At 72.1% G+C, this 25,709-nt stretch carries 27 protein-coding genes; 10 read left to right on the forward strand and 17 right to left on the reverse strand.

Translation table 11 applies throughout. The features are described from left to right. The first annotated feature begins 19 nt into the window (after positions 1–19). From pstC to pstB, 3 genes are read left to right on the forward strand one after another with little or no spacing between them, the layout of a single operon-like run. A complete protein-coding gene (gene pstC / locus J4N02_RS14065; RefSeq protein WP_182816255.1) occupies positions 20–985 on the forward strand; it encodes a phosphate ABC transporter permease subunit PstC in 966 nt (321 codons plus the stop codon). Beyond that, the gene (gene pstA / locus J4N02_RS14070) at positions 985–2,052 is read left to right on the forward strand and encodes a phosphate ABC transporter permease PstA (protein ID WP_188333672.1); all 1,068 of its coding nucleotides are present in this window, start codon (positions 985–987) and stop codon (positions 2,050–2,052) included. The genes pstC and pstA overlap by 1 nt, the downstream gene beginning before the upstream one ends. 21 nt (positions 2,053–2,073) lie before the next feature. Continuing rightward, complete coding sequence (gene pstB / locus J4N02_RS14075; RefSeq protein WP_188333673.1) at positions 2,074–2,853, forward strand: phosphate ABC transporter ATP-binding protein PstB; 780 nt, start codon at positions 2,074–2,076, stop codon at positions 2,851–2,853. A 76-nt stretch (positions 2,854–2,929) separates the two neighbouring features. Here the strand turns inward: pstB and J4N02_RS14080 are convergent, their stop codons facing one another. After that, a complete protein-coding gene (locus J4N02_RS14080; protein ID WP_208090988.1) occupies positions 2,930–3,913 on the reverse strand; it encodes a hypothetical protein in 984 nt (327 codons plus the stop codon). Between the two features lie 151 nt (positions 3,914–4,064). On the opposite strand from J4N02_RS14080, the gene J4N02_RS14085 reads away from it, so the two are divergent. Then, on the forward strand, positions 4,065–5,006 hold the full coding sequence (locus J4N02_RS14085; RefSeq protein ID WP_188333674.1) for a DUF2510 domain-containing protein: 942 nt from the start codon (positions 4,065–4,067) through the stop codon (positions 5,004–5,006). Here J4N02_RS14085 and J4N02_RS14090 read toward each other — a convergent pair. From J4N02_RS14090 to J4N02_RS14150, 13 genes are all read right to left on the reverse strand, one after another. After that, positions 5,003–6,229, reverse strand: coding sequence for a glycoside hydrolase family 3 protein (locus J4N02_RS14090; RefSeq protein WP_188333675.1), 1,227 nt, complete (start codon positions 6,227–6,229; stop codon positions 5,003–5,005). The genes J4N02_RS14085 and J4N02_RS14090 overlap by 4 nt on opposite strands. Continuing rightward, positions 6,226–7,617: a mycothione reductase gene (locus J4N02_RS14095; protein ID WP_188333676.1), complete on the reverse strand. Its 1,392-nt coding sequence runs from the start codon at positions 7,615–7,617 to the stop codon at positions 6,226–6,228. The genes J4N02_RS14090 and J4N02_RS14095 overlap by 4 nt, the downstream gene beginning before the upstream one ends. Positions 7,618–7,654: 37 nt before the next feature. Beyond that, positions 7,655–8,575 carry a c-type cytochrome biogenesis protein CcsB gene (gene ccsB, locus J4N02_RS14100; RefSeq protein ID WP_188333677.1) on the reverse strand — a complete coding sequence of 307 codons (921 nt, stop codon included), beginning with the start codon at positions 8,573–8,575 and terminating at the stop codon, positions 7,655–7,657. Next, complete coding sequence (locus J4N02_RS14105) at positions 8,572–10,089, reverse strand: cytochrome c biogenesis protein ResB (RefSeq protein WP_220492232.1); 1,518 nt, start codon at positions 10,087–10,089, stop codon at positions 8,572–8,574. Before J4N02_RS14105 ends, ccsB begins: the two co-directional genes overlap by 4 nt. Beyond that, on the reverse strand, positions 10,089–10,808 hold the full coding sequence (locus tag J4N02_RS14110) for a cytochrome c biogenesis CcdA family protein (RefSeq protein WP_208091248.1): 720 nt from the start codon (positions 10,806–10,808) through the stop codon (positions 10,089–10,091). The genes J4N02_RS14105 and J4N02_RS14110 overlap by 1 nt, the downstream gene beginning before the upstream one ends. A 47-nt stretch (positions 10,809–10,855) precedes the next feature. Next, the gene (locus tag J4N02_RS14115) at positions 10,856–11,428 is read right to left on the reverse strand and encodes a TlpA disulfide reductase family protein (RefSeq protein WP_188333679.1); all 573 of its coding nucleotides are present in this window, start codon (positions 11,426–11,428) and stop codon (positions 10,856–10,858) included. 5 nt (positions 11,429–11,433) lie between these two features. After that, positions 11,434–12,084 (reverse strand): histidine phosphatase family protein, encoded by a 651-nt coding sequence (locus J4N02_RS14120; protein ID WP_188333680.1) that lies wholly within the window; start codon positions 12,082–12,084, stop codon positions 11,434–11,436. Between the two features lie 18 nt (positions 12,085–12,102). Continuing rightward, a complete protein-coding gene (locus J4N02_RS14125; RefSeq protein WP_182817714.1) occupies positions 12,103–12,348 on the reverse strand; it encodes a glutaredoxin family protein in 246 nt (81 codons plus the stop codon). A 13-nt stretch (positions 12,349–12,361) separates the two neighbouring features. Next, on the reverse strand, positions 12,362–12,463 hold the full coding sequence (locus tag J4N02_RS14130; RefSeq protein WP_002550589.1) for a 30S ribosomal protein bS22: 102 nt from the start codon (positions 12,461–12,463) through the stop codon (positions 12,362–12,364). Between the two features lie 124 nt (positions 12,464–12,587). Then, positions 12,588–13,391 carry a pyrroline-5-carboxylate reductase gene (gene proC / locus J4N02_RS14135; protein WP_188333681.1) on the reverse strand — a complete coding sequence of 268 codons (804 nt, stop codon included), beginning with the start codon at positions 13,389–13,391 and terminating at the stop codon, positions 12,588–12,590. Continuing rightward, on the reverse strand, positions 13,388–14,422 hold the full coding sequence (locus J4N02_RS14140) for an aspartate-semialdehyde dehydrogenase (RefSeq protein ID WP_182817728.1): 1,035 nt from the start codon (positions 14,420–14,422) through the stop codon (positions 13,388–13,390). Before J4N02_RS14140 ends, proC begins: the two co-directional genes overlap by 4 nt. Positions 14,423–14,474: 52 nt before the next feature. Further along, positions 14,475–15,236 carry a CPBP family intramembrane glutamic endopeptidase gene (locus tag J4N02_RS14145; protein ID WP_208090989.1) on the reverse strand — a complete coding sequence of 254 codons (762 nt, stop codon included), beginning with the start codon at positions 15,234–15,236 and terminating at the stop codon, positions 14,475–14,477. Continuing rightward, positions 15,233–16,066, reverse strand: a complete 834-nt coding sequence (locus J4N02_RS14150; RefSeq protein WP_188333682.1) for a sugar phosphate isomerase/epimerase — start codon at positions 16,064–16,066, stop codon at positions 15,233–15,235. Before J4N02_RS14150 ends, J4N02_RS14145 begins: the two co-directional genes overlap by 4 nt. 141 nt (positions 16,067–16,207) lie before the next feature. Between J4N02_RS14150 and J4N02_RS14155 the strand changes: the two genes are divergently transcribed. The 5 genes from J4N02_RS14155 (at position 16,208) to J4N02_RS14175 (ending at position 20,661) form a co-directional block, all read left to right on the forward strand. Next, positions 16,208–16,846 carry a VOC family protein gene (locus tag J4N02_RS14155; RefSeq protein ID WP_188333683.1) on the forward strand — a complete coding sequence of 213 codons (639 nt, stop codon included), beginning with the start codon at positions 16,208–16,210 and terminating at the stop codon, positions 16,844–16,846. Between the two features lie 67 nt (positions 16,847–16,913). Further along, entirely contained in the window at positions 16,914–18,344 is a 1,431-nt protein-coding gene (gene radA, locus J4N02_RS14160) for a DNA repair protein RadA (RefSeq protein WP_188333684.1), read from the forward strand. A 30-nt stretch (positions 18,345–18,374) separates the two neighbouring features. Then, entirely contained in the window at positions 18,375–19,415 is a 1,041-nt protein-coding gene (gene disA / locus J4N02_RS14165) for a DNA integrity scanning diadenylate cyclase DisA (protein ID WP_188333685.1), read from the forward strand. Then, entirely contained in the window at positions 19,405–20,277 is an 873-nt protein-coding gene (locus tag J4N02_RS14170) for an A/G-specific adenine glycosylase (protein ID WP_223202426.1), read from the forward strand. The genes disA and J4N02_RS14170 overlap by 11 nt, the downstream gene beginning before the upstream one ends. 15 nt (positions 20,278–20,292) lie before the next feature. Beyond that, positions 20,293–20,661, forward strand: coding sequence for a DUF4190 domain-containing protein (locus J4N02_RS14175; RefSeq protein ID WP_188333686.1), 369 nt, complete (start codon positions 20,293–20,295; stop codon positions 20,659–20,661). Positions 20,662–20,718: 57 nt separating this feature from the next. Here the strand turns inward: J4N02_RS14175 and J4N02_RS14180 are convergent, their stop codons facing one another. Both J4N02_RS14180 and J4N02_RS14185 read right to left on the reverse strand, forming a co-directional pair. Further along, positions 20,719–23,217, reverse strand: a complete 2,499-nt coding sequence (locus tag J4N02_RS14180; protein ID WP_188333687.1) for an ATP-dependent Clp protease ATP-binding subunit — start codon at positions 23,215–23,217, stop codon at positions 20,719–20,721. A gap of 185 nt (positions 23,218–23,402) precedes the next feature. Further along, on the reverse strand, positions 23,403–23,747 hold the full coding sequence (locus J4N02_RS14185; protein ID WP_182817705.1) for an Lsr2 family protein: 345 nt from the start codon (positions 23,745–23,747) through the stop codon (positions 23,403–23,405). 114 nt (positions 23,748–23,861) lie between these two features. On the opposite strand from J4N02_RS14185, the gene J4N02_RS14190 reads away from it, so the two are divergent. Further along, positions 23,862–25,001: an NADH-quinone oxidoreductase subunit D gene (locus J4N02_RS14190; RefSeq protein ID WP_188333688.1), complete on the forward strand. Its 1,140-nt coding sequence runs from the start codon at positions 23,862–23,864 to the stop codon at positions 24,999–25,001. Between the two features lie 54 nt (positions 25,002–25,055). On the opposite strand, the gene J4N02_RS14195 is transcribed toward J4N02_RS14190, so the two are convergent. Beyond that, positions 25,056–25,706, reverse strand: a complete 651-nt coding sequence (locus J4N02_RS14195; RefSeq protein ID WP_188333689.1) for a hypothetical protein — start codon at positions 25,704–25,706, stop codon at positions 25,056–25,058. Between the last annotated feature and the right edge of the window lie 3 nt (positions 25,707–25,709).

A 25,709-nucleotide genomic window follows, 5' to 3' on the forward strand; every position in this document is an offset into this window, starting at 1 on the left:
CGACATCTCGGGAAGGCCCATGAGTACAACCGTCGAACGACCGGCACCGTCCGGGTCGTCACTGGTCCCCAGCAAGCCGCGCGTCGGCGACCGGGTCTTCAAGGGCCTGTCCACGGGAGCCGGTGTGCTGATCTTCGTCATCCTCGGCGCCGTCGCGACGTTCCTGCTCGCGATGGCGTTCCCTGCACTGGTGGCCACCCCGGCCGAGCTCGAGGAGCGCGGGTTCGGCGAGTTCTGGTCCTGGGTCATCCCGCTCGCCTTCGGCACCGTCTGGTCGTCGTTCTGGGCGCTCGTCTTCGCCGTGCCCGTCGCGATCGGCATCGCCCTGTTCATCTCCCACTACGCGCCCCGGCGCCTGGCCGCGACCCTCGGCTACGTGATCGACCTGCTGGCCGCCGTGCCGTCGGTCGTCTACGGCCTGTGGGGCGGCATCGCCCTGGCCGGCGCACTCCAGCCCCTGCACGCGTGGCTGACCACCTACCTGGGCTGGATCCCGATCTTCGCCGGGCCCGCCTCCGGCACCGGCCGCACCCTGCTGACCACCTCGCTCGTGCTCGCGGTCATGATCCTGCCGATCATCACGTCGCTGTGCCGCGAGGTCTTCCTCCAGACGCCGAAGTTGCACGAGGAGGCCGCCCTGGCCCTCGGTGCCACGCGCTGGGAGATGGTCCGGATGGCCGTGTTCCCCTTCGCCCGCGCCGGCATCGTCTCGGCGATCATGCTGGGCCTGGGCCGCGCCCTGGGCGAGACCATGGCGGTCGCCATGGTCCTGTCCGGCGCCAACGTGATCAAGCTCGAGATGCTCACCCAGCAGAACCCGATCTCGATCGCGGCCCGCATCGCCCTCGACTTCCCCGAGTCCTCCGGCATCGCGGTCAACCAGCTCATCGCCGCCGGCCTGGTGCTGTTCGTCATCACCCTGGCCGTGAACATGGTCGCCCGCTGGATCGTCGCCCGCCGTGCCGCCTTCTCAGGAGCCAACTGATGACCGCCACGCTCACGCCCTCCCGGGCCTCGAACTCGCTCACCGCAGGGCAGCTGCCCCGCTGGGCCACGCCCGCCATCGCGGCGACCGCGGTCGTCGTCGGCGGCCTGGCCACCGTCCTGCTGGGCTCCTTCAACCCCGGCCTGGCCGCCTTCTTCGCGTTCGTGCTCCACCAAGTCGCGATCTACGTGGCCTCGGCCAGCATCGAGGGCCTCCGCAAGGCCGCCGACCGCCTCATGCAGGGCTTCGTCGTCGGCGCCTTCCTCCTGGCCCTGATCCCGCTGCTCTGGGTCGCGATCTCGACCCTGCGGGCCGGCCTGAACCGGTTCGACGGCCAGTTCTTCACCTGGTCGATGCGCAACATCGTCGGTGAGGGCGGCGGCGCGATCCACGCCATCTACGGCACCCTGGCCATCACCGGCGTCGCCACCCTGATCTCGGTGCCGATCGGCCTGCTCACCGCCATCTACCTGTCCGAGTACGGGCAGGGCAAGGCGCTGGCCCGCGGCATCACCTTCTTCGTCGACGTCATGACCGGCGTGCCCTCCATCGTCGCCGGCCTGTTCGCCTACGCGCTCATGGGCCTGGTCTTCCGCCCGGGCTTCGTCAGCGGCTTCGCCGGCTCCATCGCCCTGTCGGTGCTGATGATCCCCGTCGTGGTCCGCTCGTGTGAGGAGCTCCTCCGCATCGTGCCGAACGAGCTGCGCGAGGCGTCCTACGCCCTGGGCGTCCCGAAGTGGCGCACGATCCTGAAGATCGTCCTGCCGACCGCCATCTCGGGCATCGTGTCCGGCGTGATCCTGGCCATCGCCCGCATCATCGGCGAGACCGCCCCGCTGATGATCGCCTCGGGCTTCACCCAGAGCATCAACAACAACTTCTTCCAGGGCCCGATGATGACGCTGCCCACGTTCGTCTACGGGCAGTACGCGTACCGCAGCGTGCCCCAGGAGGCGTACGTGGACCGCGCCTGGGCCGGTGCCCTCACCCTGATCCTCATCGTCATGACGCTGAACCTCGTCGGCCGTATCATTGCCAAGCGGTTCGCCCCCAAGGCCGGCCGCTAACCAAGGAGACACGAACCACCCATGTCCAAGCGAATCGAAGCGAAGAACCTCGACATCTACTACGGCAAGTTCAAGGCCGTCGAGGACGTCTCCATGGTGATCGAGCCCCGCGCGGTGACGGCGTTCATCGGCCCGTCGGGCTGTGGCAAGTCGACGTTCCTGCGCTCGCTGAACCGCATGCACGAGGTCATCCCCGGCGCCTACGTCGACGGGCGCATCCTGCTCGACGGCGAGGACCTCTACGGCCCCGGCGTCGACCCGGTGAACGTGCGCCGCCAGATCGGCATGGTCTTCCAGCGCCCGAACCCGTTCCCCACGATGTCGATCAAGGAGAACGTGCTCGCCGGCCTCAAGCTGAACAACAAGCGCGCCTCGAAGAGCGAGCTGGACGAGACCGCCGAGAAGGCCCTGCGCGGCGCCAACCTGTGGGAGGAGGTCAAGAACCGCCTCGACCTGCCCGGTTCCGGCCTCTCCGGTGGCCAGCAGCAGCGCCTGTGCATCGCCCGCGCCATCGCCATGCAGCCCGACGTGCTGCTCATGGACGAGCCCTGCTCGGCCCTCGACCCGATCTCGACGCTGGCCATCGAGGACCTGATCCAGGAGCTGAAGGCCAACTACACGATCGTCATCGTGACCCACAACATGCAGCAGGCCGCCCGCGTCTCCGACACCACGGCGTTCTTCAACATCGCCGGCACCGGCCAGCCCGGCAAGCTGATCGAGATGGACACCACCGAGAAGATCTTCTCCACCCCGCAGGTGAAGGCGACCGAGGACTACATCACCGGTCGCTTCGGCTGACCGTCCGACCTGTCGTTCGGGACCGCCCGGATGAGTGCCATGGCACCCATCCGGACGGTCCCCGTTCGGGGGTCGCTCAGGCAGCCGACTCCCTGGAGGCCGCCGCAAGCGCCTCCGCCACCTGCGCCATGAAGTCATCGGGACGCAGGCGGAGCCCCAGCACGGGAACCTGCAGGCTGGTCTTCACCGCCTTGCGCAACTGGAGCTGGTTGCTGCGCAGTGCGTCGTCGATTCCGGCGAGCCCCTGGGCGTGCTGAGCGCCCTGGATCTCAACGTGGACGCCGAGGTCCTCCCACAGCACATCCAAGTACACCCGTCCGTTCGCGCCTGCGCGCACTGCCTGGCGCGTCGGTTCCGGGATGCCGCGTTCACGACACATGCGCGCGAAGTCCAGCTCCGACAGCGAGTGGGCGCCATCGCAGACATCCGCGATGACCCCACGGAGCAGAGTCCGCCGCTGCGACACCTTCACGTCGGCCCACGCCCCCATCAGCGTCCCCGTCAGCAGCAGCCGCTGTTGCACCGTCATCGCGATCAGGGTGGCCGCCGCACGGTCGCTGGACGCCCAGTGCGCAGCCCGGATGACCGCCACCTCGGGGGCTGTGCGCCGCAGGCCGGCCTCGACCACGCGGCCGAGCGAGCGCGGCCGATGGTGGCGAACGCCCACCAGCGGGCGCACGCTCGCGCTGTTGGGCACTGACACGTGGATGGTCGGCTCGGTCCACCCCTTGAGCCCGGCTGCCAACAGTGCGGTGGCACCGTCGAGCACCGCCCGCTCGCCCGATTCCCACAAGGCCCACCACCAGCGGGCGCGTTCCCCGGCCTCCGCGCCGCACACGCTGATCGTGTGTCGCCCGATCGCGTGCCACGCCCCCCGCTCGACCTCGCTGCGCACCTGGCCGCGGGTCAACCCCGCGGCGTGGAGCATCGCGCGGGTCACCACGCCGTCGTGGGGTTGGGCGAGGTCCTCGGCCAAGCGTTGGCGTCGCTCGCGTTCGGCCCGGGACGCCGCTGCTCTCTCGGCGCGGGAACGGTTGCTGGATGGGGTGGGGGTGTCCATGTGCTCCATCGTGGCGCAGCGAGGGTGCGCCGCGACCGTGATCCACAGGCAACGTGAGCGACCCCTGAACGGGGACCTCCCGGATGGGTGCCATGGCACCCATCCGGGCGGTCCCCGTTCGGGGGTCAGGCACCCCATCTAGACTCGACCCATGAGCAAGGCAGGGTGGTACCCCGACCCCGGCGGCCAGCAGGGCATGTTCCGGTGGTGGGACGGCATGCAGTGGACGCCGCAGCTCACGGCCAACCCGTACGCCGGCCCGCCGCAGGCGGACCCGATGCAGCCGTTCGCGGCGCCCACCGGCCCCGGCGCGTTGCCCATGCAGGACGGCACCCAGCCGCACCCGCAGGCCCCCTACGACTACTCGTCCTACGACACCCGGCGCCGCTCCGGGCCGGGCCCGATCCTGGCCCTGGCCGCCGTCGCCGTCCTACTGGTCGGCCTCGTCGTCGGGTCCCTCTTCCTCCTCGGCGGCGGCCGGCTGGGCCCGCTGGGGGGCGAGCAGCCGGCGTCCAACCCGACGGCCGACCTGTGCCCGCGCCGCAGCGCCGTCGACGTCTCCCCCGCCCCGCACGTGAACCCGCCCGGCCGGGTCCAGGGCGGCAAGCTCTCCTATCCGCAGCTCGGCGAGCCGTGGGGCGTGGTCAAGGAGGAGACCCGCGTGCCGTTCGGCCGCGACGTCTTCGGCCAGGACGTGATGCTCGAGTCGAACTACGACGGCCGCGGCTCGAGCTGGGTCGCCTCCCTCGTGGTCGGCGAGCTGGTCGCCGGTGACGGCTTCTTCTCCCCCGAGCAGGGCGCCGAGATCGTCACGCGCTGCGTCCTGGGCGTGTTCTACGGCGACGCCGAGATCGGCCGCACCGACCGGGTCAACCAGGCCACGACCGTCGACGGGCACGACGCCTGGCTGGTCGAGATGCACCTCACCTTCGAGATCCCCGGCCTGCAGGAGACGGGCGAGACGGCGATCATCATGATCGTGGCGACCGCGCCCGAGTCGTCCAGCATCTACTACGCGTCGATCCCCGACAGCCGGCCCGACCTGCTGCAGACGGCACGCCAGATCCAGGGCCAGTTGCGCGTCGAGGGCTAACCGACCACGACCTCGCAGGAGGCCAGGCCGAACTGCGACTTCAGGGCGAGCACCCGGCCGGCGGACTCGGCCACCCGGGCCGCCAGGTCCGCGTCGTCGGCGGCGGCCGCCGCGAGCCCGTCCACCATCGCCTCCGCGGGGGCCACGTCGACGGCCACCGCCAGGTCCCCACCCGCCCGCACGAACCGGACGGCCCGCTCCCGGGCCGGCACGTCGGCCACGGCCTTGGCCACGCCGAGGTCGTCGCTGGCGATCACGCCGGTGTACCCCAGGTCGTCGCGCAGGATCGACAGCACGGCGGGGCTGAAGGCGGCCGGGGCGTCCGCGTCGATGAGGGGGTACCACGCGGTCGCGACCATGACGGTCTCGACCCCGGCGGCGATCGCGCGCCGGTAGGGCTCGAGCGAGGCGGCGTCCCGGGTCGTCACGTCGTCGACGACCTTCGTGGCGAAGTCGGTGTTGCCGACCACCTCGCCCAGGTTCGGGAAGTGCTTGACCGAGGCCGCGATCCCGCCGCGCTGGAACCCGGTCACCACGGCCTCCACGTTGGCGGCCACCTGCTCGGGGGTGGTGCCGTAGCCGCGGCCGATCTTGCCGATCGGCTCGTTCGTCCCGACCTTGGCGGCGGGCACCACGTCGGCGACGGGCGCGAAGTCGAGGTGGACGCCGGCCTTCGCCATCTCCGCGCCCCACGTCTGCGCGGCCGCCGACAGCTCCGCCGGGTCCAGCTTCGCCTGCTCGGCCGCCGAGGGCATGTCGGTGAACCCGGGCCCCTTCAGGCGGCGGACGAGCCCTCCCTCCTGGTCCACGGCGACGAGCACCTGGCCCTTGCCCGCCGCCTGGACGGCGTCGGTGCGCTGCTTGGTGCCGGCGACGCCGTGGGTGGTGTTGCCCATCAGGATCGCCGACCCGAACCCGTACTCCTCCAGCGCGGCCGCCTCCGCGGCGTCGACCTCCCCGTGGACGCCGACCATCACGAGCTGGGCGGCCTGCTCGCGCAGGTCGAGGGAGCCGGCCAGGTCGGCGCACGTCGTCACGCCGGCGGTCGCGGACGGGGACGGCGTCTCCGCCGTGGCGGACGCCGTGGGCGTGGGCCCGGCGGTCACCCCGGCCGTCGGGCTGTCGACCGACCCCGTCGGCGTCGGCGTCGTCCCGGGCTGCACCTGGGCGCACCCGACGAGTGCCAGGGCGAGGACGCCGGCGGCCAGGCCGCGGTGCCTCACTTGTCGATCCCGAGCGAGAGCAACGCGTTCTCGACGACCTCGGTCAGCGCCGGGTGGATCCAGTACTGCCCGCGCGCCATCTGCTGCACGGTGAGCCCGGTGGCCATGGCCTGGATCACGGGCTGGATCAGCGTGGACGCCTGCGGCCCGATGATGTGCCCGCCCAGGAGCAGGCCGGTCTCGCGGTCTGCGACGAGCTTCACGCAGCTGGCGGTGTCCTCCATCGCCCAGCCGTAGGCGGTCGTGGAGTACTCCTGCACGGCGACGGCGACCTGCTCGCCACAGGCGAGCGCCTCGGCCTCGGTCATGCCCACCGAGGCCACCTGCGGGTGCCCGAACACGGCGTGCGGGATCGCGGCGTGGTTCGCCGTGATCGGTGCGTCGGGGTTGAGCAGGTTGTGCTGCACGACGCGGGCCTCGTGGTTGGCGACGTGCTTGAGCATCCACGGCGAGGACACGTCCCCGAGCGCGTACACGCCCTCGACCGAGGTCCGCTGCCAGGCGTCGACCAGCACGAAGCCGGCCTCGTCCAGCGCGATGCCGCCGGCACGCACGTCCAGCCGGTCGCTGTTGGGGCGGCGTCCGGTGGCCACGAGCAGGACGTCGGCCTCGACCACCCGCTCGGCCCCCGAGCTGTCGCTGACGTGCACGCGGACGCCATCCTCACCGGTCTCCACGCGGCGGGTGGCGTGGCCCAGGAGAAGGTTCACGTCGCGGCCCGCGGCCTCGGTGTAGCGCCGGGAGATCTCCTCGTCCTCGTGGCGCAGCATCCGGTCGCCGCGCACGACCACCGTCACCTGCGACCCGAAGGCGCTGAACACGTGGGCGAACTCGGCGGCGATGAAGCCGCCGCCGATGATGGCCAGCCGGCGCGGGACGTCGTCGATCCGCATGATGGTGTCGGAGTTGTGCACCCGGCCCGACGACCAGGCCTCGTCGAGGCCCTCGATCGAGGCCGGCGAGGTGCAGCGCGAGCCGGCTGCGATCACGATCAGGGGGGCGGTGATCCGCTCGCCGGCGACCTCGAGCTCGCGTTCGGCCACGAAGCGCGCGGTGTCGCGGTACAGGGTGACGTTGGACGCCTGCGCCCGCCACGCCTCGCCCCCGGTGGAGATGGGGTCGATCCGCCCGAAGATGCGGTCGCGGACCGTCGCCCAGTCGGCCGTCGGCTGCGGGGCGTCCACACCGATCGCGGCGGCGGCGCCGGGCGCGCGCAGGTGGTCGGCGGGCAGCACGAACATCTTGGTGGGGATGCAGCCGTAGTTGAGGCAGGTGCCGCCGAAGCGGGCGCCGTCGTCGATCAGGGCCACGTCCCAGTCGGCGAAGCGCTCGTCGACGATGGAGTTGCCGGAGCCGGAGCCGATGACGATCAGGTCGAAGGTACGCACGGCGTTCAGTCTCCCAGATCGCCGCGCGACCCCGCGGTCAGATGCCGGCGTAGCTGTGCAGGCCGACGGTCAGCAGGTTGACGCCGATGAAGTTGAACCAGAACGTCACCACGCCGAGCACGGCGAGCCAGGCGGCGCGGGTGCCCTTCCAGCCGGCGGTCACGCGGGCGTGCAGGTAGGCGGCGTAGACGACCCAGGTCACCAGCGACCAGGTCTCCTTCGGGTCCCAGCCCCAGAAGCGGCCCCACGCGTAGTCGGCCCAGACGGCGCCGGCGAGGATCGTGAACGTCCACAGCGGGAAGGCGAAGCGGTGCACGCGGAACGAGAAGTCGTCGAGCGCGGCGGCCTTGGGCAGGCGGGCGAGGTAGCCGCCGACCGCTCCCTTGCGCTCGGCCCGGTCGCGGATCAGGTAGAGGATCGCGGCGATCGCGCCCACGTTGAAGGCGGCGCCGGCGATGGCGGCGGCGACGATGTGGATGATGAACCACACCGAGTGCAGGGCTGGCACGAGCGGGGCGATCGCGACGTAGAAGACGGTCACGGCCAGCCCCTGGCCCACCGACAGCAGCAGGGTGACGGGCAGGCCCAGCCACGACCAGCCGCGGCGCCACACGAGCACGAGGTAGAACACCACGGCGAACGCGAGCGAGCTGGTGATGAACTCGTACATGTTGCCCCACGGCCAGCGGCCCGCCGCCAGCCCGCGCAGGACGACGCCGGCGATGTGCGAACCGGCGCCGACGACGGTCAGCGCGACGCCGATGCGGCCGAACAGGCTCACCCGGTACTCGTTCACGGCGGGGGCGGCCACCTCGGGCCCGCCGGCCCCGACGAGCACCTGCTCGCGGTCGGTGGCCGGCTTGCGGGCGGAGGCCCACTCGATCGCGTGGGCGGTCATCGCCAGCAGGTAGATCACCGCTGACAACACCATCGGCAGGCTCGAGTACGCCTCGGTCATGGGGCCACCTCCTGGGTCAGGGCTGCATCGGCCAGTCCGGCGGACGCCGCGAGTTCGGCCACGTCGTCGGCCAGTCCCACCGATGATTCTGCCCGATCGAGGCCGCCGGCCTCGACCCGGAGTCCATCGGCGGTCTCCGTCGCCCGTAGCCACAGGCGTCGCGGACGCACGTACATGCTCAGCATCATGCCCAGCACCGAGAGCAGCACCGAGCCGATCACGAGCCACAGGCCGGGCTCGTTGGAGACCTGGAGCTTCGTCCAGCGCCGCCAGTCGTCGAACGACAGGCTGGACCCGTCGGGCAGGTCGATGACCTGGCCGGGCGCGATCCGGAAGGTCACGACGTTGCCGTCGGGCGTCCGCATCTGCTCCAGGCCGTCCTTGGTGAGGGAGTACACGCTCTCGGGGCGTCCGGTCTCCTCGCGGACCGGGCCGGTCCACACGTTGACGAACAGTTCGGGGGCGAGGGCGTCCGGGAACACCGAGCGCGGCCCCATCTCGTCGACGATGGCGGTGGGCAGGAAGAAGCCCTCGAAGCCCAGGTAGTTGGGCCGGGCGTCGGGGGCCTTGATCACCCCGAGCGAGGTGAAGTTGCCGTCCTGGGGCAGGAACACCACCGGGCCCGAGTAGGCCGTGTTGCCCTGGGCGTCGGTCACGGTGACCACCGGCGCGTAGCCGTGGCCGATCAGGTGCACCTGCGTGCCGTCGACCACGAGCGGGTGGTTGACCTCGATGCGGGCGGTCTCGGTGGAGCCGTCGCCGTGGGCGACCCGCACGTCGGCCTCGAACACTCGCGCGGCGCCGCGCTGGACCTCGCCGGTCTCGAACTTGGCGGTGAAGGAGTCGACCCAGATCGTGAAGGGCTGGAGGTTCGCCGGGCGGAACGCGCCGCCGGCGCTGAAGTCGTCGTACTGGGTGAGGCTGTTGCTGAACGCCTGGCCCTCGACGACGATGACCTCGCCCTTGTAGGCCCACAGGGTGTTCCACGCGACGCCGACGAGCATGAGGGCGAAGCTGAGGTGGAACAGGATGTTGCCGAACTCGCGCAGGTAGCCGCGCTCAGCGGCCACGGAGTCCCCGTCGCGCCGGGTGCGGAACCGCTTGGCCTTCAGGACGCCCTCGGCGGCGGTCAGCGCCTCGTCGGCCGAGAGGGCCGAGGTGCCCGCGACGCTGGCGGGGAGGCGTCCGAGCACCTTGGGCGTGCGGGGCGGCGGCTGGCGCAGGGCCTTGGCGTAGACCTGGATGCGGGGAACGATGCAGCCGATGAGTGACACGGTGAGCAGCAGGTAGACCGCGGCGAACCACGGGGAGCCGTAGACGTCGAACAGGCCCAGGGCCTCGTACAGGTCGGCGACGGCCGGGTTGGCGGTCTTCCAGTCGTTGACGCGGATCGGCGCGACCGGACGCTGCGGGAGCAGCGAGCCGGGGATCGCCACGAGGGCGAGCACGAGCAGCAGGATCAACGCCGTGCGCATCGACGTGAGCTGCGCCCAGAACAACCTCACCAACGCCATCAGATCAACACCCCGTACGCCGAGACCCACTGCCGGACGATGCCCATGAGGTGGTCCCACAGGCCGGTGACGAGCAGGACGCCCACGGCCACCATCACGCCGCCGCCCAGCTTCTGCAGCAGCCCCTGGTGGCGCCTCACCCACTCCATGGTGCCCGCGAACCGGTCGAAGGCCAGCCCCGCCACGAGGAACGGGACGCCCAGGCCCAGCGCGTAGGCCAGCGCGAGCACGGCGCCGCGCAGGGCGGTGCCCTCGTTGAGCGCCAGCGTCAGCACCACCGACAGGGTCGGGCCGATGCAGGGCGTCCAGCCCACGCCGAACACGATGCCGAGCAGGGGCGCGGCGGCCAGCCCGACCGCCGGGGCGGTGCCGCCGCCGACGCGCCAGGTGCCCTGCCCGAACCGGATCACCCCGGCGAAGACCAGGCCCAGCGCGATGGCGACGATGCCGATCGCGATCGAGATCGCGCGGCTCCACGTGAACAGCAGGCTGCCGAGGCCGCCGAACAGGGCCCCCGTCGAGACGAACACGAGCGCGAACCCGGCCACGAACAGGCTGGTGCCCAGCAGGATGCGGCCACGGTGGCCATCCGCGCGGGCGACGTCGGACGCCGCGAGCCCGGTCGCGTACGACAGGTAGCCCGGCAGCAGGGGCAGCACGCACGGGGAGAAGAAGGAGACGACCCCGGCGACGACCGCGACGGGCAGGGCCAGCAGCATGGAGCCGCCGGCCGCGGCCGCGAACCAGTCACCGAGGTCGAGGGGCGTCACTTCCCGGCCGCCACGTCGTCGACCAGGCCGCGGATCGTGGCCTCGGTGGTCTCGCCCAGGACGCGGGCGGCGACGCGGCCCTCGGCGTCCACCACGATCGTGCTGGGGATCGCGCTCGGCGGCAACTGGGTGCCGAACTTGAGCAGCTCGCGGCCGTCGGGGTCGAACACGCTGGGGAACGTCACCCCGAAGGCGCGGGTGAACGCGAGGGCCGGCTCCTGCGAGAGGTCGCGGGTGTTGATGCCGACGAACTGCGCCCTGTCGGCGGTGGCCTGCGCGGCCGCCTCGAGGGCGGGGGCCTCCTTGCGGCAGGGCGCGCACCAGGAGCCCCACACGTTGTAGACGATGACCTTGCCGGCGTGCTCGGCCGAGTCGAAGGACCCACCGCCGAGCAGCTCGCCGGTGACCTGCGGGGCGGCCTCACGCTCGGCGACGGGCACGACGGTCAGCGACCCGTCCCCGCCCACGAAGCCGCCCTCGGCGCTCGGGCCGGACGCGCACCCGGCCAGGAGGACGGACGCCGCGAGCGCGGCCACGAGCCGCGCGGACGGGTGTCGTCGGTGGGCCACCCGCCTCACATCCCGGGCCGGAACATCTTCTGGCTGACCGGGTACAGGTCGGCGCACGGCTCGGCGTACTCGACCTTGACCACGCGGCCGTCCAGGTAGTGGAAGCTCGTCACCGACGCGAGGCGGCACTGGCGGTTGGCGGGGTTGTGCACGAAACCGCGACCCTCGGCGTCCAGGCGGGCGATGTAGATGGGCAGCTGGTGGGCCACGACGAGCGCCTGCCCGCCCTGGGGCACGGACGCCGCCATGTCGCCCAGCGCGGCGCGCATGCGGGCCGCGATCAGCCGGTAGGGCTCGCCCCAGCTCGGCCGCATCGGGTTGCGGAAGTGCCACCAGTTGGCCGGGTTGAGCAGCTTCTGGTTGTAGCGGCCGAAGTTGCGGCCCTCGAAGTGGTTGGCCGCCTCGATGACCCGCGGCTCCTCGGTGATGTCGAGGTCGGGGTGGCGGGCGGCGATCGGCGCCAGGGTCTCCTTGGCGCGCTGCAGCGGCGAGACGTAGAGCCTGTCGAGCGGGGTCTCGGCGAAGTACTCGCCCAGCCGCTCGGCCATCTGCCGGCCCAGGTCGCTCAGCCCGTAGCCGGGGGCGCGGCCGTACAGGATGTGCTCAGGATTCTGCACCTGTCCGTGACGGCAGACGTGGACGATCGTGGGCTGCATGGTGGCAAGGATAGGCGCTCAGGCAAGCGCGGCGGCGAAGCGGTCGGCGTCGAGGAACCACTGGGCGTGCTGCACCCCGTCGACGAAGGTGACCGGCACGTGGTCGGTGTACTGCGCCCGGAGCTCGGGGTCGGAATCGACGTCGACGGCCTGCCAAGGAACATCGCGTTCCCGGCAGACCGTCTCGATGACTGCGATCGCGTCGTCGCAGAGGTGGCACCCCTGACGGGTCAGGACCACCACGCGGGTGCCCGGAAGCGTCATGGGCCGCCGAAGATCACTTGCCAGCGCGGCGGCGCTGGATACGCGTCTTCTTCAGCAGCTTGCGGTGCTTCTTCTTCGCCATCCGCTTGCGACGCTTCTTGATGACCGAACCCACGTGTGTTTCTCCTCTGCACGCCCCCAAACCTTGGAGGCGGGGAACTCTTGATGGTGTGCGCGCCCGCACGGGGCCCGCAAGGACAGCATCCTACTCGCTGTGCCGGTACCGGCCAAACGGTGGCTCAGCCGCGGCCCAGTTCGGCCGAGCGGTCGCGCGCGGCCTCCATGGCGGCCATGAAGGCGGCCTTGACCGAGCGTTCCTCGAGGTGGCGCAGCGCCGCGGCGGTGGTGCCGGCCGGCGAGGTGACCATCTCGCGGAGCAGGTTGGGGTGCTGCTCGGACTCCACCAGCAGCTTGGCCGACCCGAACATCGTCTGGTTGACCAGCTTGGTGGAGATGTCGCGGGGCAGGCCGAGCATGACGCCGGCGTCGATCATTGCCTCCACGACGAAGAACAGGTAGGCCGGGCCGGAGCCGGAGATGGCGGTCACGGCGTCCTGGTACTTCTCGGGGACGACCACCGCCTGCCCGACCGCCTCCATGATGTGGACGGCCTTTTCGAGGTCGACCTCGGCGGCGTGGACGCCCGCGGAGACCGCGGCCATGCCCTCGGAGACCTGGGCGGGCGTGTTCGGCATGACCCGGACGACGGGGGTGCCCTCGGGCAGTCCCGCCTCGAGCTGGGCGGTGGTGACGCCGGCGCACAGCGACACGAGCAGCGCGCCCTCGGCCAGGTGCGGGGCGATGGCGGGCAGCAGGTCGGCGACGTCCTGGGGCTTGACGACCAGCAGCACCGTGTCGGCCCCGTCGACGGCGTCGGCGGGCGACTCCACGCACCGGACACCGTAGCGCCCCTCCAGCTCCTGCCGGCGGGACTCGCGGCGGTCGGCCCCCACGATCGAGGTGGGCGCCCACCCGGCGCGCAGCAGCCCGGCGAGCAGGGTCTCCCCCATCACGCCGGTGCCGATGAGGGCGGTGTGGCTCACTTGCGGCCGGCCAGGATCTCGGCGACCTGGATCGCGTTGAGCGCGGCGCCCTTGCGGAGGTTGTCGCCGCTCAGGAAGAGCACGAGGCCGCGCTTGCCGGGGACGCCCTGGTCCTGGCGGATGCGGCCCACGAACACGTCGTCGGCGCCGGCCGCCACCCGCGGCTGGGGCACCTCGGCCAGCTGGACGCCCGGGGCGTTGGCCAGCAGCTCGGTCGCCTGCTCGGGGGTGATGTCGCGCTCGAACTCGGCGTGCACGGCCAGGCTGTGGCCGGAGAAAACCGGGACGCGCACGCAGGTGCCGGACACCAGCAGCTCGGGCAGGTGCAGGATCTTGCGGGACTCGTTGCGGAGCTTCTGCTCCTCGTCGGTCTCGCCGGAGCCGTCGGCGACGATCGAGCCGGCGATGGCGACCACGTTGTAGGCGATCGGCGCCACGTAGGGGGCGGTGTCGCCGGCCTCGACGGCCGAGCCGTCCAGCGCCAGCGGGCGCGGGTCCTCGATGGCGGCGACCTGGTCGGCCAGCGCCTCGACGCCCTTGACGCCCGAGCCGGAGACGGCCTGGTAGGTGGCCACCGTGAGGCGCGTCAGGCCGGCGGCGTCGTGCAGCGGCTTGATGACCGGCATCGCGGCCATCGTGGTGCAGTTCGGGTTGGCGATGATGCCCTTGGGCGGGTTGATCGCGTCCTCGGGGTTGACCTCGCTGACGACCAGCGGCACGTCGTCGTCCTTGCGCCAGGCCGACGAGTTGTCGACGACGGTCGCGCCGAGCGCGGCGACCTTCGGGGCGTACTCGCGCGACATGGTGGCGCCGGCCGACATCAGGGCGATGTCGAGGCCGCTGAGGTCGGCGGTGGCGGTGTCCTCGACGGTCACGTCCTTGCCCTTGAACGGGATGGTCCTGCCGGCCGACTTGGCCGAGCTGAAGAACCGCACCTCGTCGAGGGGGAAGTCGCGCTCCTCCAGGAGGGCACGCATGACCTGACCGACCTGACCGGTCGCACCGAAGACTCCAACACGCATGGGGGCCATCCTACGGCGGGGCCCCCGGGCCGCCGCGAGGCGTCCCACGGTGTTGCCTCGGTCAGAACCAGTCGGTGTACGGCGCGACGAGGGCGTAGCCGATGAAGCTGACCAGGTCGAGGATGACGTGCGCCACCACGAGCGGCATCACGCGGCCCCAGCGCCTGTACATCCAGCCGAAGACCAGGCCCATCACGATGTTGCCCACGAAGCCGCCGAAGCCCTGGTACAGGTGGTACGCCCCGCGGATCACCGCGCTCACGGCGATGGCGACCCACGGGCCCATCCGCATCTGCTCGAACCGCTTCAGGACGAAGCCGAGCATGACGACCTCCTCCAGCAGGCCGTTCATCAGCGAGTAGCCGACCAGGACCGGGATCGTCCACCAGTTCGCGGCCAGGTTGGCCGGGGCCACGTTGGTGTTGAAGCCGAGCTCGCGCGCGGCGAAGTAGAAGGCCAGGCCGGGGATGCCGATGACCGCCGCGGCCAGGAAGCCGCGGCCCAGGTCGAAGCCCGGACGCCGCAGGTCGAAGCCGATCCCCGCCCGGTCACCGGTGAGCCTGAGCAGGTACAGCGAGAGCAGCATCGGCACGAGCGGGAAGGCGATGCCGGCCAGCTGGTAGGCCAGGTCGAGCCAGCTGCGGTCGGGCGTGACCGAGTTGTTCATCGACGTGGTCTGCTGGTTGAGCGGGACGTCGCGGGTCAGCTTCTCGATGATCGACAGCAGCGAGTAGACCGCGCTCTGGCCCAGCGAGACGCCCAGCACCAGCAGCACCTCGGTCAGGGGGCGTGCCGGGGACGCCGCGGGTGCGGCCGAGCTCACCGCACCACCGGGACGGTCAGCGCCTCGCGGCTCCACACGAGGGCGCGGGCCAGGGCCTCCTCACGGGCCGAGCGGGACCCGATCGAGCGGGTGTTCAGCTCGAGGACGACGTGGCCGGCGAACCCGCGGGCGGCGAGCGTGGCGAGCACCTTGTGCGCGTCCTGGTCACCCTCGCCCGGGAACAGGTGGGGGTCGGCGATCGAGCCGTCGCCGTCGGTGAGGTGCACGTGGGTCAGGCGCTCGCCCCAGGCGTCGACCAGGTCGAGCGACCTCTGCTTCGACGTCGACGCGTGCGACAGGTCGAGGGTGAGGTGGTCGTAGTCGCGCTCCGTCGGGTCCCACCCCGGCGAGTAGGCGCGCACCTCGGTGCCGCGGGGGCCGCGCCAGGGGAACATGTTCTCGACCGCGAAGATGATGCCCGTGGTGCGCTCGAGGCGGCGGACCCCCTCGATGAACCCCTGCGCGTAGGAGCGCTGCCAGCGGAACGGCGGGTGCACGACGACCGAGTCGGCCCCGAGCCGGTGGGCGGCGAGAGCCGAGCGCTCGAGCTTCTCCCACGGGTCGTTGCCCCACGTGCCCTGCGTGACCAGCAGGGTCGGGGCGTGGATCGAGAGGACGTCGACGCCGTGGTACTCGCGCAGCTGCACGAGGGCGTCCACGTCGCGGCTCACCGGGTCGATGCCGACCATCACCTCGACGCCGTCGTAGCCCAACCGGCTCGCCAGCTCGAAGCAGCTGGCCGTGGACTCGGGGTACACCGACGAGGTCGACAGGCCAACCCTGGGCGTGCGACCGGCCTCCGGTCCGGGCCAGGCTGGGTTCCCACTCACCGTCACAGCATAGGCATGCCTTACCTGACACGCACCAGCGACCCCCTGTTGGTGAAATTTTCTCGATATCGTGATACCCACTGCGACTGGGGGTTTCGCCCTCGATTGGCGCGTCGGTCGGCGATGGGTTTGAATGCTGTCATGCGCCTGTCGAATCTCTCGTTCGCCGCCGGGCCGGACGGCCTCGCCGCTGCGGTCGGCCGCCTCGAGGAGACCTTGGGCGTGGAGTTCCGCGATGGCGGCTTCCACCCGAGGTTCGGCACCCGCAACAACATCCTCACCATGGCCGACGGCCGCTACATCGAGGTCGTCGAGGTGCTGGAGCACCCGGCCGCCGAGAAGGCGATCTTCGGCCAGGCCGTCCGGGCACGGACCGAGCTGGGTGGTGGCTGGCTGGCGTGGGTGCTGGAGGTCGACGACATGTCGCCGCTGGAGGCCCGCCTCGAGCGCCAGGCCGTCGACGGCACCCGGCAGTTCCCCGACGGGCGCCGCCTCGACTGGCAGCAGATCGGCATCAAGGGCCTCATGGCCGACCCGCAGCTCCCCTTCTTCGTGAAGTGGAGCAGCGACCCGGAGCTCCGCCCGTCCGCCCTCCCGCCCGAGCCGGTGGAGCTGCTGGAGATCCGCCTGTCCGGCTCGCCGGAGCGCGTCTCGGAGTGGGTCGGCGAGGACCTCGGCCCCGTGTTCGACGGCGTCGCGCTCAGCTTCAACTCCCCCAACGGCAACCCGGGCATCGAGGCGGTCACGTTCCGCTGCCCCAACGGCATCGTCACCATCTGACGCTCGCCGACGACGACCGGAGGCCGCGGCGTCCGGTTTTGTCTGCCCGGGGCCCTAGGTTGGGGGCATGGCCAAGACCACCACGAGCTACCGCTGCACCGAGTGCGGCTGGACGACCGGCCGCTGGGTGGGCCGCTGCGGGCAGTGCCAGGCCTGGGGCAGCCTGTCCGAGGGGCAGACCCAGGGTGCGCGCGCGGTGGCGTCGCAGCGCCCGTCCCAGCCGGCGCTGCGCATCACGGAGGTGGAGGCGTCCGCCGCCCGGGGCGTCCGGACGGGGATCGGCGAGCTCGACCGCGTGCTGGGTGACGGGCTGGTGCCGGGCGCGGTGGTGCTGCTCGGCGGCGAGCCGGGCGTGGGCAAGTCGACGCTGCTGCTCGAGGTCGCGGCCCGGTGGGCCGCGACGGGCCGGCGCACGCTGTACGTGACGGCGGAGGAGTCGGCTGCCCAGGTGCGCCTGCGGGCCGACCGCACCGGCGCCCTGCACGACGAGCTGTTCCTGGCGGCCGAGTCCGGCCTCGGGGTGGTCCTGGGCCACATCGAGGAGCACTCCCCGAGCCTGCTGGTGCTCGACTCGGTGCAGACGGTGCAGGCGCAGGGCACCGAGGGGGTCGCCGGCGGGGTCGCGCAGGTCCGCGAGGTGACCAACGCGCTCGTGCGCACGGCGAAGCGCCGCGGCATGGCGGTGCTGATCATCGGCCACGTGACGAAGGACGGCGCGCTCGCCGGCCCGCGGACGCTGGAGCACCTCGTCGACGTCGTGCTCAGCTTCGAGGGCGAGCGGCACGGCGGGTTCCGCATGGTGCGGGCCACCAAGAACCGCTACGGCCCGGCCGACGAGGTGGGCTGCTTCGAGATGACCGAGTCCGGCATCCGCGAGGTGCCCGACCCGTCGGGGCTGTTCACCTCGAGCACGGGGCCCACGGCGGGCACGTGCGTCACGGTCAGCCTCGAGGGGCGGCGCCCCCTCGTCGCCGAGGTGCAGGCCCTCGTCGTGCCGACCAGCCTCCAGCAGCCGCGCCGCATGACCCACGGGCTCGAGAACGCGCGGGTCACCCTGACGCTGGCGGTGCTGCAGCGCCGGGCCGGGCACAAGCTGCACACGCGCGACGTGTACGCCTCGACCGTCGGCGGGGTGCGCCTGAGCGACCCGGCCGCCGACCTCGCGCTGGCGATCGCGGTGGCCTCCGCGCTGCGGGACGAGGAGCCGGTGGGACGCCTGCTCGCCATCGGCGAGGTGGGCCTGTCGGGCGAGGTGCGCCGGGTGTCGGCCATCGGACGCCGGCTCGCCGAGGCGGCCCGGCTGGGGTTCGAGCGCGCGATCATCCCCGCCGGCGCGGGGAGGGACGCGCGGGTCGAGGGCATCAAGGTGGTGGAGGTCACCTCGATCGACGAGGCCCTGCGCGCCGCCTTCGGCAACTCCACGGGCAAGGTGGTGCCGCTGGAGAAGCGCGCGCGGGGGCAGGCCACCCCCGGTTCGATCGGGATGGCGTCCCAGTAGACTGGCCGCACACCCAGGGCAGGAGGCAGCGTGAGCATCGGACGGCTCCCCGACGAGATCGCCCAGCTCGCTCCGGGCACCCCGCTGCGCGACGGACTGGACCGGATCGTCAGCGGCCACACCGGCGCCCTGGTCGTGCTCGGCACCAACCCCGAGCTCGAGGCCATCTCGACCGGCGGCTTCGTCATCGACGTGCCCTTCAACGCGACCCGGATGCGTGAGCTGGCCAAGATGGACGGCGCCATCGTCCTCAGCACCGACCTCAGCCGCATCGTCGCGGCCGCCGTGCACCTGTCGCCGGCCGCCGACATCCCCACCACCGAGACCGGCACCCGGCACCGAACCGCCGAGCGGGTCGCCAAGCAGGTGGGAGTCCCCGTCGTCACCGTGTCGGCGTCGATGGACACCATCTCGCTCTTCGCCGGCGCCGGCCGCCAGATCGTGCCCCGGCCCGACCAGCTGCTCGACCGGGTCGGCCAGGCGCTGTCGGCGATCCAGGGCAACCGCACCCGGCTCAACGCCTCGCTCGAGCGGCTCACCGGCCTCGAGGTGCACGACTCGGTGACCCTGCGCGACCTCGCGCACGTCGCCCAGCGCTTCGAGCTGACCAACCGCCTCGCCGACGAGGCCACGAGCTACATCACCGCCATGGGCGGCGACGGCCGGCTGGCCGCGCTGCAGCTCCGCGACCTCGTGGACGACCTGACCCCGGTCTCCTCGCTGGTGCAGCGCGACTACGTCGCCGAGCAGGAGGCGATGCCGTTCGCCCGCCTGGCCCGCCTCGACGACCAGGAGCTCTTCGACATCGTGCTGGTCGCCCGCTCGCTGGGCTTCCCGCCCGAGTTGCACCTCGACTCGCCGATGCGCCCCCGCGGGCACCGGCAGCTGGCCTCGATCCCGCGCCTGCCGGCCCGGGTGCGGGGCGGGCTCGTCGAGCGCTTCGCCGACCTCAACGGGCTGTTCGCCGCGTCCACGGCCGAGCTCACCACCGTCGAGGGCGTCACCGCCGACATCGCCCGCCAGGTCCGCGACGGGCTCACGCACATCGCCGAGAAGGCCCTTGCCGGCTAGGGAACAGGTCGTCGCCGAGGTGACGGCCTGGTTCGCCGCGCACGCGCGCCCGCTGCCCTGGCGCGAGCCCGACTGCACGCCTTGGGGCGTGATGGTGAGCGAGTACATGCTGCAGCAGACCCCGGTGGCGCGGGTCCTCCCCGTGTGGACCGCCTGGCTGGAGCGCTGGCCCACCCCCGCGGCCCTGGCCGCCGAGGAGCCGGGCGAGGCCGTGCGCGCCTGGGGGCGCCTGGGCTACCCGCGGCGGGCCCAACGACTGCACGCGGCGGCGACCGCGATCCGCGACGAGCACAACGGCGAGGTCCCGACCGACGCCGCGGCGCTCCGCGGGCTGCCCGGGGTCGGCGAGTACACGGCGGCGGCGATCGCGTCGTTCGCCCACGGCCGGCGCCACGTGGTGCTGGACACGAACGTGCGCCGGGTGCTCGCCCGGCTGGAGGGTGGGCAGGCGTTCGCCCCGGCGTCCGTGACCCGCGCGGAGCGCGAGCGCGCCGAGGCCTGGCTGCCGGACGACCCGGCGGCCGCCGCAACCTGGGCTGCGGCGTCCATGGAGCTCGGTGCCCTGGTCTGCACCGCCGACAACCCCGACTGCGGCCGGTGCCCGGTCCGCGCGCACTGTGCCTGGCTGGCCGCCGGCCGCCCGGCGTGGGACGGCCCGCCCCGGGTGGGCCAGACCTACGCCGGCACCGACCGGCAGTGCCGCGGGGTGCTGCTGGGTGTGCTCCGGGACGCCGACGGCGCGGTCCCCCGCGACCGGCTGCTCGCCGCCTGGTCCGCCGACCCGGTGCAGGCCGAGCGGGCGCTGGCGTCCCTGCTCGCCGACGGGCTCGTGCGGTCGGACGCCGACGGCCTCCGGCTCTGACGTTAGGCTGAGGGGGTGACCCAGCCCCCCGCCCCGCAGCGTCCCACCCCGACGAGCAACCCGTACGACGGGACGCCCCCGCCCTCGGCGGCGTGGCCCCACCCGCAGCCGTTCGCGCCCTACGCGGCGGCGATGCCGGAGCACCCGCAGTCGGCCACCGTGCTGGTCCTGGGGCTGATCGGCCTGTTCATCCCCGTCACGGGGCCCATCGCCTGGTGGATGGGCTCCCGCGCCCGCGCCGAGGTGGCCGCCGGCCGCTACGCCCCGGGTGGCACCCTGACGGGCGGCTGGGTCCTCGGCATCATCACCACCCTGTGGCTGGCGGTGGTCATCCTGCTGTTCGCCCTGGCGATCGTCGGCCTGCTGGCCTTCCGCTCCGCCTGACCCCGGACACGCGAGAGCCCGCGCCCCCTGCCGGGGACGCGGGCTCTCGGCGTCTGGTCAGCCCTCCAGGCCCGCGGGGGCGTGGTCGGGCAGCTCGGCGCGCGGCTGGCCCGTGAAGGTGAACGGCAGCTCGGCCCCCTCGGGGGCCACGTCCACCACCACGATCTGACCCGAGCTCAGCTCACCGAACAGGATCTTCTCGGCCAGGATGTCCTCGATGTCGCGCTGGATCGCGCGGCGCAGCGGCCGGGCACCCAGCACGGGGTCGAAGCCCCGCTTGGCGATCGAGGTCTTCGCCGCGTCGGTGAGCACGATGCCCATGTCGCGGTCGGCGAGACGCGACTCGACGTCGGCGACCATGAGGTCGACGATCCGCTCGATGTCGGTCTGCGTCAGCTGGTGGAACACGATGATCTCGTCGACGCGGTTCAGGAACTCGGGGCGGAAGTGCTGCTTCAGCTCGTCGGTCACCTTCGCCTTCATCTTGTCGTAGCCGCCCACCGGGTCGTCGCTGCGGCTGAAGCCGATGTTGACCGACTTGGAAATGTCGCGGGTGCCCAAGTTCGTCGTCATCACGATGACGGTGTTCTTGAAGTCGACCACGCGGCCCTGGGCGTCGGTCAGGCGACCTTCGTCCAGGATCTGCAGCAGCGAATTGAAGATGTCGGGGTGCGCCTTCTCGATCTCGTCGAACAGCACCACCGAGAACGGCTTGCGCCGCACCTTCTCGGTGAGCTGGCCGCCCTCCTCGTAACCCACGTAACCGGGGGGCGAACCGAACATCCGGGAGGCGGTGTGCTTCTCGGAGTACTCCGACATGTCGAGGGTGATCAGCGCATTCTCATCGCCGAACAGGAACTCGGTCAGCGCCTTGGTCAGTTCGGTCTTTCCGACACCCGAGGGGCCGGCGAAGATGAACGAGCCCGAGGGGCGCTTCGGGTCCTTGAGGCCGGCGCGGGTACGGCGGATCGAGCGCGACAGCGCCTTCACGGCGTCCTCCTGGCCGATGTAGCGCTTGCCGATCTCCTGCTCCATCTGCAGCAGGCGGCTCGACTCCTCCTCGGTCAGCTTGAACACGGGGATGCCGGTGGCGCTGGAGAGCACCTCCGCGATCTCCTCCTCACCGACCTCGCCGGGGGCGCCCTGGTCGCCGTTCTTCCAGCGATCCTCCATCTGGTTGCGCGCGGCGATCAGCTTCTTCTCGTCGTCGCGCAGGCGCGCGGCGCGCTCGAAGTCCTGGCCGTCGATCGCGGCCTCCTTCTCGCCCCGGGTCACGGCGATGCGCTCGTCGATCTCGCGGAGGTCGGGCGGGGCCGTCATGCGCTTGATGCGCAGGCGGGCGCCGGCCTCGTCGATCAGGTCGATCGCCTTGTCGGGCAGGAAGCGGTCCTGGATGTAGCGGTCGGCCATCTGGGCGGCCGCGGTCAGCGCACCGTCGGTGATGATGATGCGGTGGTGCGCCTCGTAGCGGTCGCGCAGGCCCTTGAGGATCTCGATGGTGAGCGCGATCGACGGCTCGGCCACCTGGATCGGCTGGAAGCGACGCTCGAGCGCCGCGTCCTTCTCAATGTGCTTGCGGTACTCGTCGAGCGTCGTCGCACCGATGGTCTGCAGCTCGCCGCGGGCGAGCATCGGCTTGAGGATCGACGCGGCGTCGATCGCGCCCTCGGCGGCACCCGCACCCACCAGGGTGTGGATCTCGTCGATGAACAGCACGACGTCACCGCGGGTGCGGATCTCCTTCAGCACCTTCTTCAGCCGCTCCTCGAAGTCACCGCGGTAGCGGGAACCGGCGACCAGCGCGCCGAGGTCGAGGGTGTAGATCTGCTTGTCGCGCAGCGTCTCGGGCACGTCTCCGCGCACGATCTGCTGGGCCAGGCCCTCCACGCAGGCGGACTTGCCGACGCCCGGCTCGCCGATCAGCACCGGGTTGTTCTTGGTGCGGCGGCTGAGCACGGTCATGACGCGCTCGATCTCCTTCTCGCGCCCGATGACCGGGTCGAGCTTGTTCTCGCGCGCAGCCTGGGTGAGGTTGCGGCCGAACTGGTCGAGGATCGTCTGGTTGCCCTGCTGCTGGGGCGCCTCGGGGGCACCGGCGGTGGACGGCTTCTCGCTGCCCTGGAACCCGGACAGCAGCTGCAGCACCTGGTTGCGCACGCGGTTGAGGTCGGCGCCCAGCTTGATGAGCACCTGGGCCGCGACGCCCTCCCCCTCGCGGATCAGGCCGAGCAGGATGTGCTCGGTGCCGATGTAGGGGTGGTTGAGCTGCAGCGCCTCGCGCATGGACAGCTCGAGGACCTTCTTGGCCCGCGGGGTGAACGGGATGTGGCCGGTCGGCGCCTGCTGGCCCTGACCGATGATCTCCTCCACCTGGGCGCGCACGGCCTCGAGCGAGATGCCGAGGGACTCCAGCGCCTTCGCGGCCACGCCCTCGCCCTCGTGGATCAGCCCGAGCAGCAGGTGCTCGGTGCCGATGTAGTTGTGGTTGAGCATGCGCGCCTCGTCCTGGGCCAGGACGATCACGCGCCGCGCGCGGTCGGTGAACCGATCGAACATGAGCTCTCCTTGATCTCCGGCCGCCTGGCCGGATTGCCCGCACACGTCACGCGGGCTTCTTCGTCAGTCTAGTCAACGCCCCGGCACCGACAGATTGTTCCGTGTTCGCCCGTGGCAGACGTCACGCCCCGGGTGGGCACCCGGGGCGTGCGGTCGTCAGGACCGGAACGCGGCGGCCGGCCGGCTCAGTGGGCGGCCTCGTAGGCCGCGCGGACCTCGTCGCGGACTCGGCCGCGGTCGGACACCTCGAACCCGTTCTCGCGCGCCCAGGCGCGGATCTCGTTCGCCGAGCCGGCGCCGCTGCGCGTACCGCGCTTGGCGGCGGGACGGCCCGCCTGCCGGCGCTGCCCGGACACCCGGCGGGCCACGCCGACCCAGGCCGCGAAGTCCTCGCGGAGCTTCGCCGCGTTGGCCGTGCTCAGGTCGACCTCGTAGGAGACGCCGTCCAGGGAGAAGGTGACCGTCTCGTCGGCCGTGGTGCCGTCGTTGAGCAGGTCGTCGGTGAGTTCGATGCGGACTCGCTGTGCCATCGCGCATTCCTTTCGAAATGGAATCAGGGGGACGGCACGTGGTTTCCTGCCGCTCTCGTGCATGAATGTATCTTCTCGGTGGCACGGGGACAATCGGAGAAATAGGATTGCCCCGTGTTGCCCACCACACATGCGTACCGCATCGGCGGAATCACCGACCCGGAATTCGCGGGTGACACCCTCGACCTCGGACCCGCCCATCCCGCATCGGCGGGAATGCTCGACCTCGCCATTTCCGCTTCGGAAGGCCGAATCACTTCCGTCGACCCGTCGCCGGGCGCCCTCCACCGCGGCGCGGAACCGATCCTGACCGCCCGCGACTACCGCCAGGCGCTCAGCCTGGCCAACCGCCACGACTGGCAGGCGCCGTTCTTCGGCGAGTGGGCCCTGGCCAGGCTCGTCGAGGACGCCCTCGGCGTCGAGGTGCCCGTGCGGGCGCGCTGGGTGCGCGCCGTCCTGGCCGAGCACACCCGCGTGGCGTCGCACCTGGCCCACCTGTCGTTCGTCGGCCACCGCCTGCGCGACGCCACTCTCGACACCACCGGGGTCCGCGAGGACCTGCGCGAGCGCACGGCCGAGCTGACCGGCAACCGCCTGCACCCGATGGCGGTCCGGCTGGGCGGGGTCGCCTGCGACGTCACCCCCGCCTGGGCCGACGCCGAGCGGGCGACGCTCGCCCGGGCGTCCGAGCTCGCGGCGCGGCTGGGCGCCGCCTTGGGCGGTGGGCTGGGCGCCGGGGTGGCGCCGGTGACCCGCGCCCAGGTGGACGCCCACGGCCTGGCCGGTCCGGTGGCCCGGGCGTCCGGCGTGGCCACCGACCTGCGCCGTCACCCCGACCGCCCCGGCGGGCACGAGGCGCCGTGGGCCGACCTGGCCGACCTGCTGGACCTCGACACGCCCACCACGGGCGACGCGCACGCCCGTTTCAGCCAGCTCGCGGCGGAGGTGACGGCCTCCGCGGCCATGGTGGACCGCCTGCTCGACGGGCTGCCGGACGGTCCTCTCCGGGCGCACCTGCCGAAGGTGGTCAAGCTGCCCGAGGGCGACTGGCTCGCCGCGGTCGAGGCACCCCTCGGGCGCGCCGGGATGGTCGTGACGTCACGGGGCGAGAAGACCCCGTGGCGGCTGCGGCTGCGGACCCCCTCGTTCGCCAACGTCTCGGCGTGGCCGGCGGTGCTGCCGGGAACTGCGGTCGCGGACCTGGACATCGCGCTGGCGTCCCTGCCGTGGGTGGCCGGCGACCTCGACAAGTAGGCCCGACGGCGAAACCCCCGGCTCGGCCGGGGGTTTCGCGGTGTTGGGTGCGGGTCAGTTGGCGTGGCGCGCCTGGACCTCAGCGACGAACGGCTGCGCGAGGCGCTGCAGGTCGAGGTCGACGACGGTCGGGGCCTCGAGCGCGTCCCACTCGGTGGAGGTGGCGGTCGCACGGCGGCGCGGGAGGGCGAGGACATCGGCCTCGGTCTGGGTCGCGGCCTCGAGCCGGCGGTGCAGGTCGGTGTTCTCGACGCGGAGGGCCTCGTTGTCCCCGCGGAGGCGGGACACCAGCTGCTGCGTCTCGCCCAGGGTGACCTTGGTGCCGACCAGCTCCTCCTTCGTGGCGTCGAGCTCGGCGCGGGCCTCGCCCAGCGTGCCCGCGATGGCCTGGATGCGGGCGTCGACCGTGGTGAGGACGCGGCGCTGGGTCTCGTGGAGCTGGTGGGTGCGCGTGCGCTCGGCCGCGCGCGCCTCGGCGGCCTCGGCGGCGGCCTTGACCCGCCACTCGCGGAACTCCACCAGGGCGGCCCACGTGGCCAGGAAGCCGGCGACCAGCGCGACGACGACCGCGGCCCAGTCGAGGAACGGCACCCAGCTGCTGGCGACCATGAGGGCCAGGGAGGCGACCGTGCCGATCACCAGGGAGGAGACGAGGAGGATGCGGCGGCGGGTACGGGGCGTGGAGTGGGAAGCAGTCGAGGTCACCCC

The sequence above is a fragment of the Propioniciclava sp. MC1595 genome (assembly GCF_017569205.1).
Lineage (GTDB): Bacteria > Actinomycetota > Actinomycetes > Propionibacteriales > Propionibacteriaceae > Propioniciclava.

Excerpts from the sequence above, each read along its gene's own strand:
- pstC (WP_182816255.1), top strand. The coding sequence starts at position 20 with ATGAGTACAACCGTCGAACGACCGGCACCGTCCGGGTCGTCACTGGTC.
- pstA (WP_188333672.1), top strand. The coding sequence starts at position 985 with ATGACCGCCACGCTCACGCCCTCCCGGGCCTCGAACTCGCTCACCGCA.
- pstB (WP_188333673.1), top strand. The coding sequence starts at position 2,074 with ATGTCCAAGCGAATCGAAGCGAAGAACCTCGACATCTACTACGGCAAG.
- J4N02_RS14080 (WP_208090988.1), bottom strand. The coding sequence starts at position 3,913 with ATGGACACCCCCACCCCATCCAGCAACCGTTCCCGCGCCGAGAGAGCA.
- J4N02_RS14085 (WP_188333674.1), top strand. The coding sequence starts at position 4,065 with ATGAGCAAGGCAGGGTGGTACCCCGACCCCGGCGGCCAGCAGGGCATG.
- ccsB (WP_188333677.1), bottom strand. The coding sequence starts at position 8,575 with ATGACCGAGGCGTACTCGAGCCTGCCGATGGTGTTGTCAGCGGTGATC.
- J4N02_RS14105 (WP_220492232.1), bottom strand. The coding sequence starts at position 10,089 with ATGGCGTTGGTGAGGTTGTTCTGGGCGCAGCTCACGTCGATGCGCACG.
- J4N02_RS14110 (WP_208091248.1), bottom strand. The coding sequence starts at position 10,808 with ATGCTGCTGGCCCTGCCCGTCGCGGTCGTCGCCGGGGTCGTCTCCTTC.
- J4N02_RS14120 (WP_188333680.1), bottom strand. The coding sequence starts at position 12,084 with ATGCAGCCCACGATCGTCCACGTCTGCCGTCACGGACAGGTGCAGAAT.
- J4N02_RS14125 (WP_182817714.1), bottom strand. The coding sequence starts at position 12,348 with ATGACGCTTCCGGGCACCCGCGTGGTGGTCCTGACCCGTCAGGGGTGC.
- J4N02_RS14140 (WP_182817728.1), bottom strand. The coding sequence starts at position 14,422 with ATGGCCCCCATGCGTGTTGGAGTCTTCGGTGCGACCGGTCAGGTCGGT.
- J4N02_RS14155 (WP_188333683.1), top strand. The coding sequence starts at position 16,208 with ATGCGCCTGTCGAATCTCTCGTTCGCCGCCGGGCCGGACGGCCTCGCC.
- radA (WP_188333684.1), top strand. The coding sequence starts at position 16,914 with ATGGCCAAGACCACCACGAGCTACCGCTGCACCGAGTGCGGCTGGACG.
- J4N02_RS14180 (WP_188333687.1), bottom strand. The coding sequence starts at position 23,217 with ATGTTCGATCGGTTCACCGACCGCGCGCGGCGCGTGATCGTCCTGGCC.
- J4N02_RS14185 (WP_182817705.1), bottom strand. The coding sequence starts at position 23,747 with ATGGCACAGCGAGTCCGCATCGAACTCACCGACGACCTGCTCAACGAC.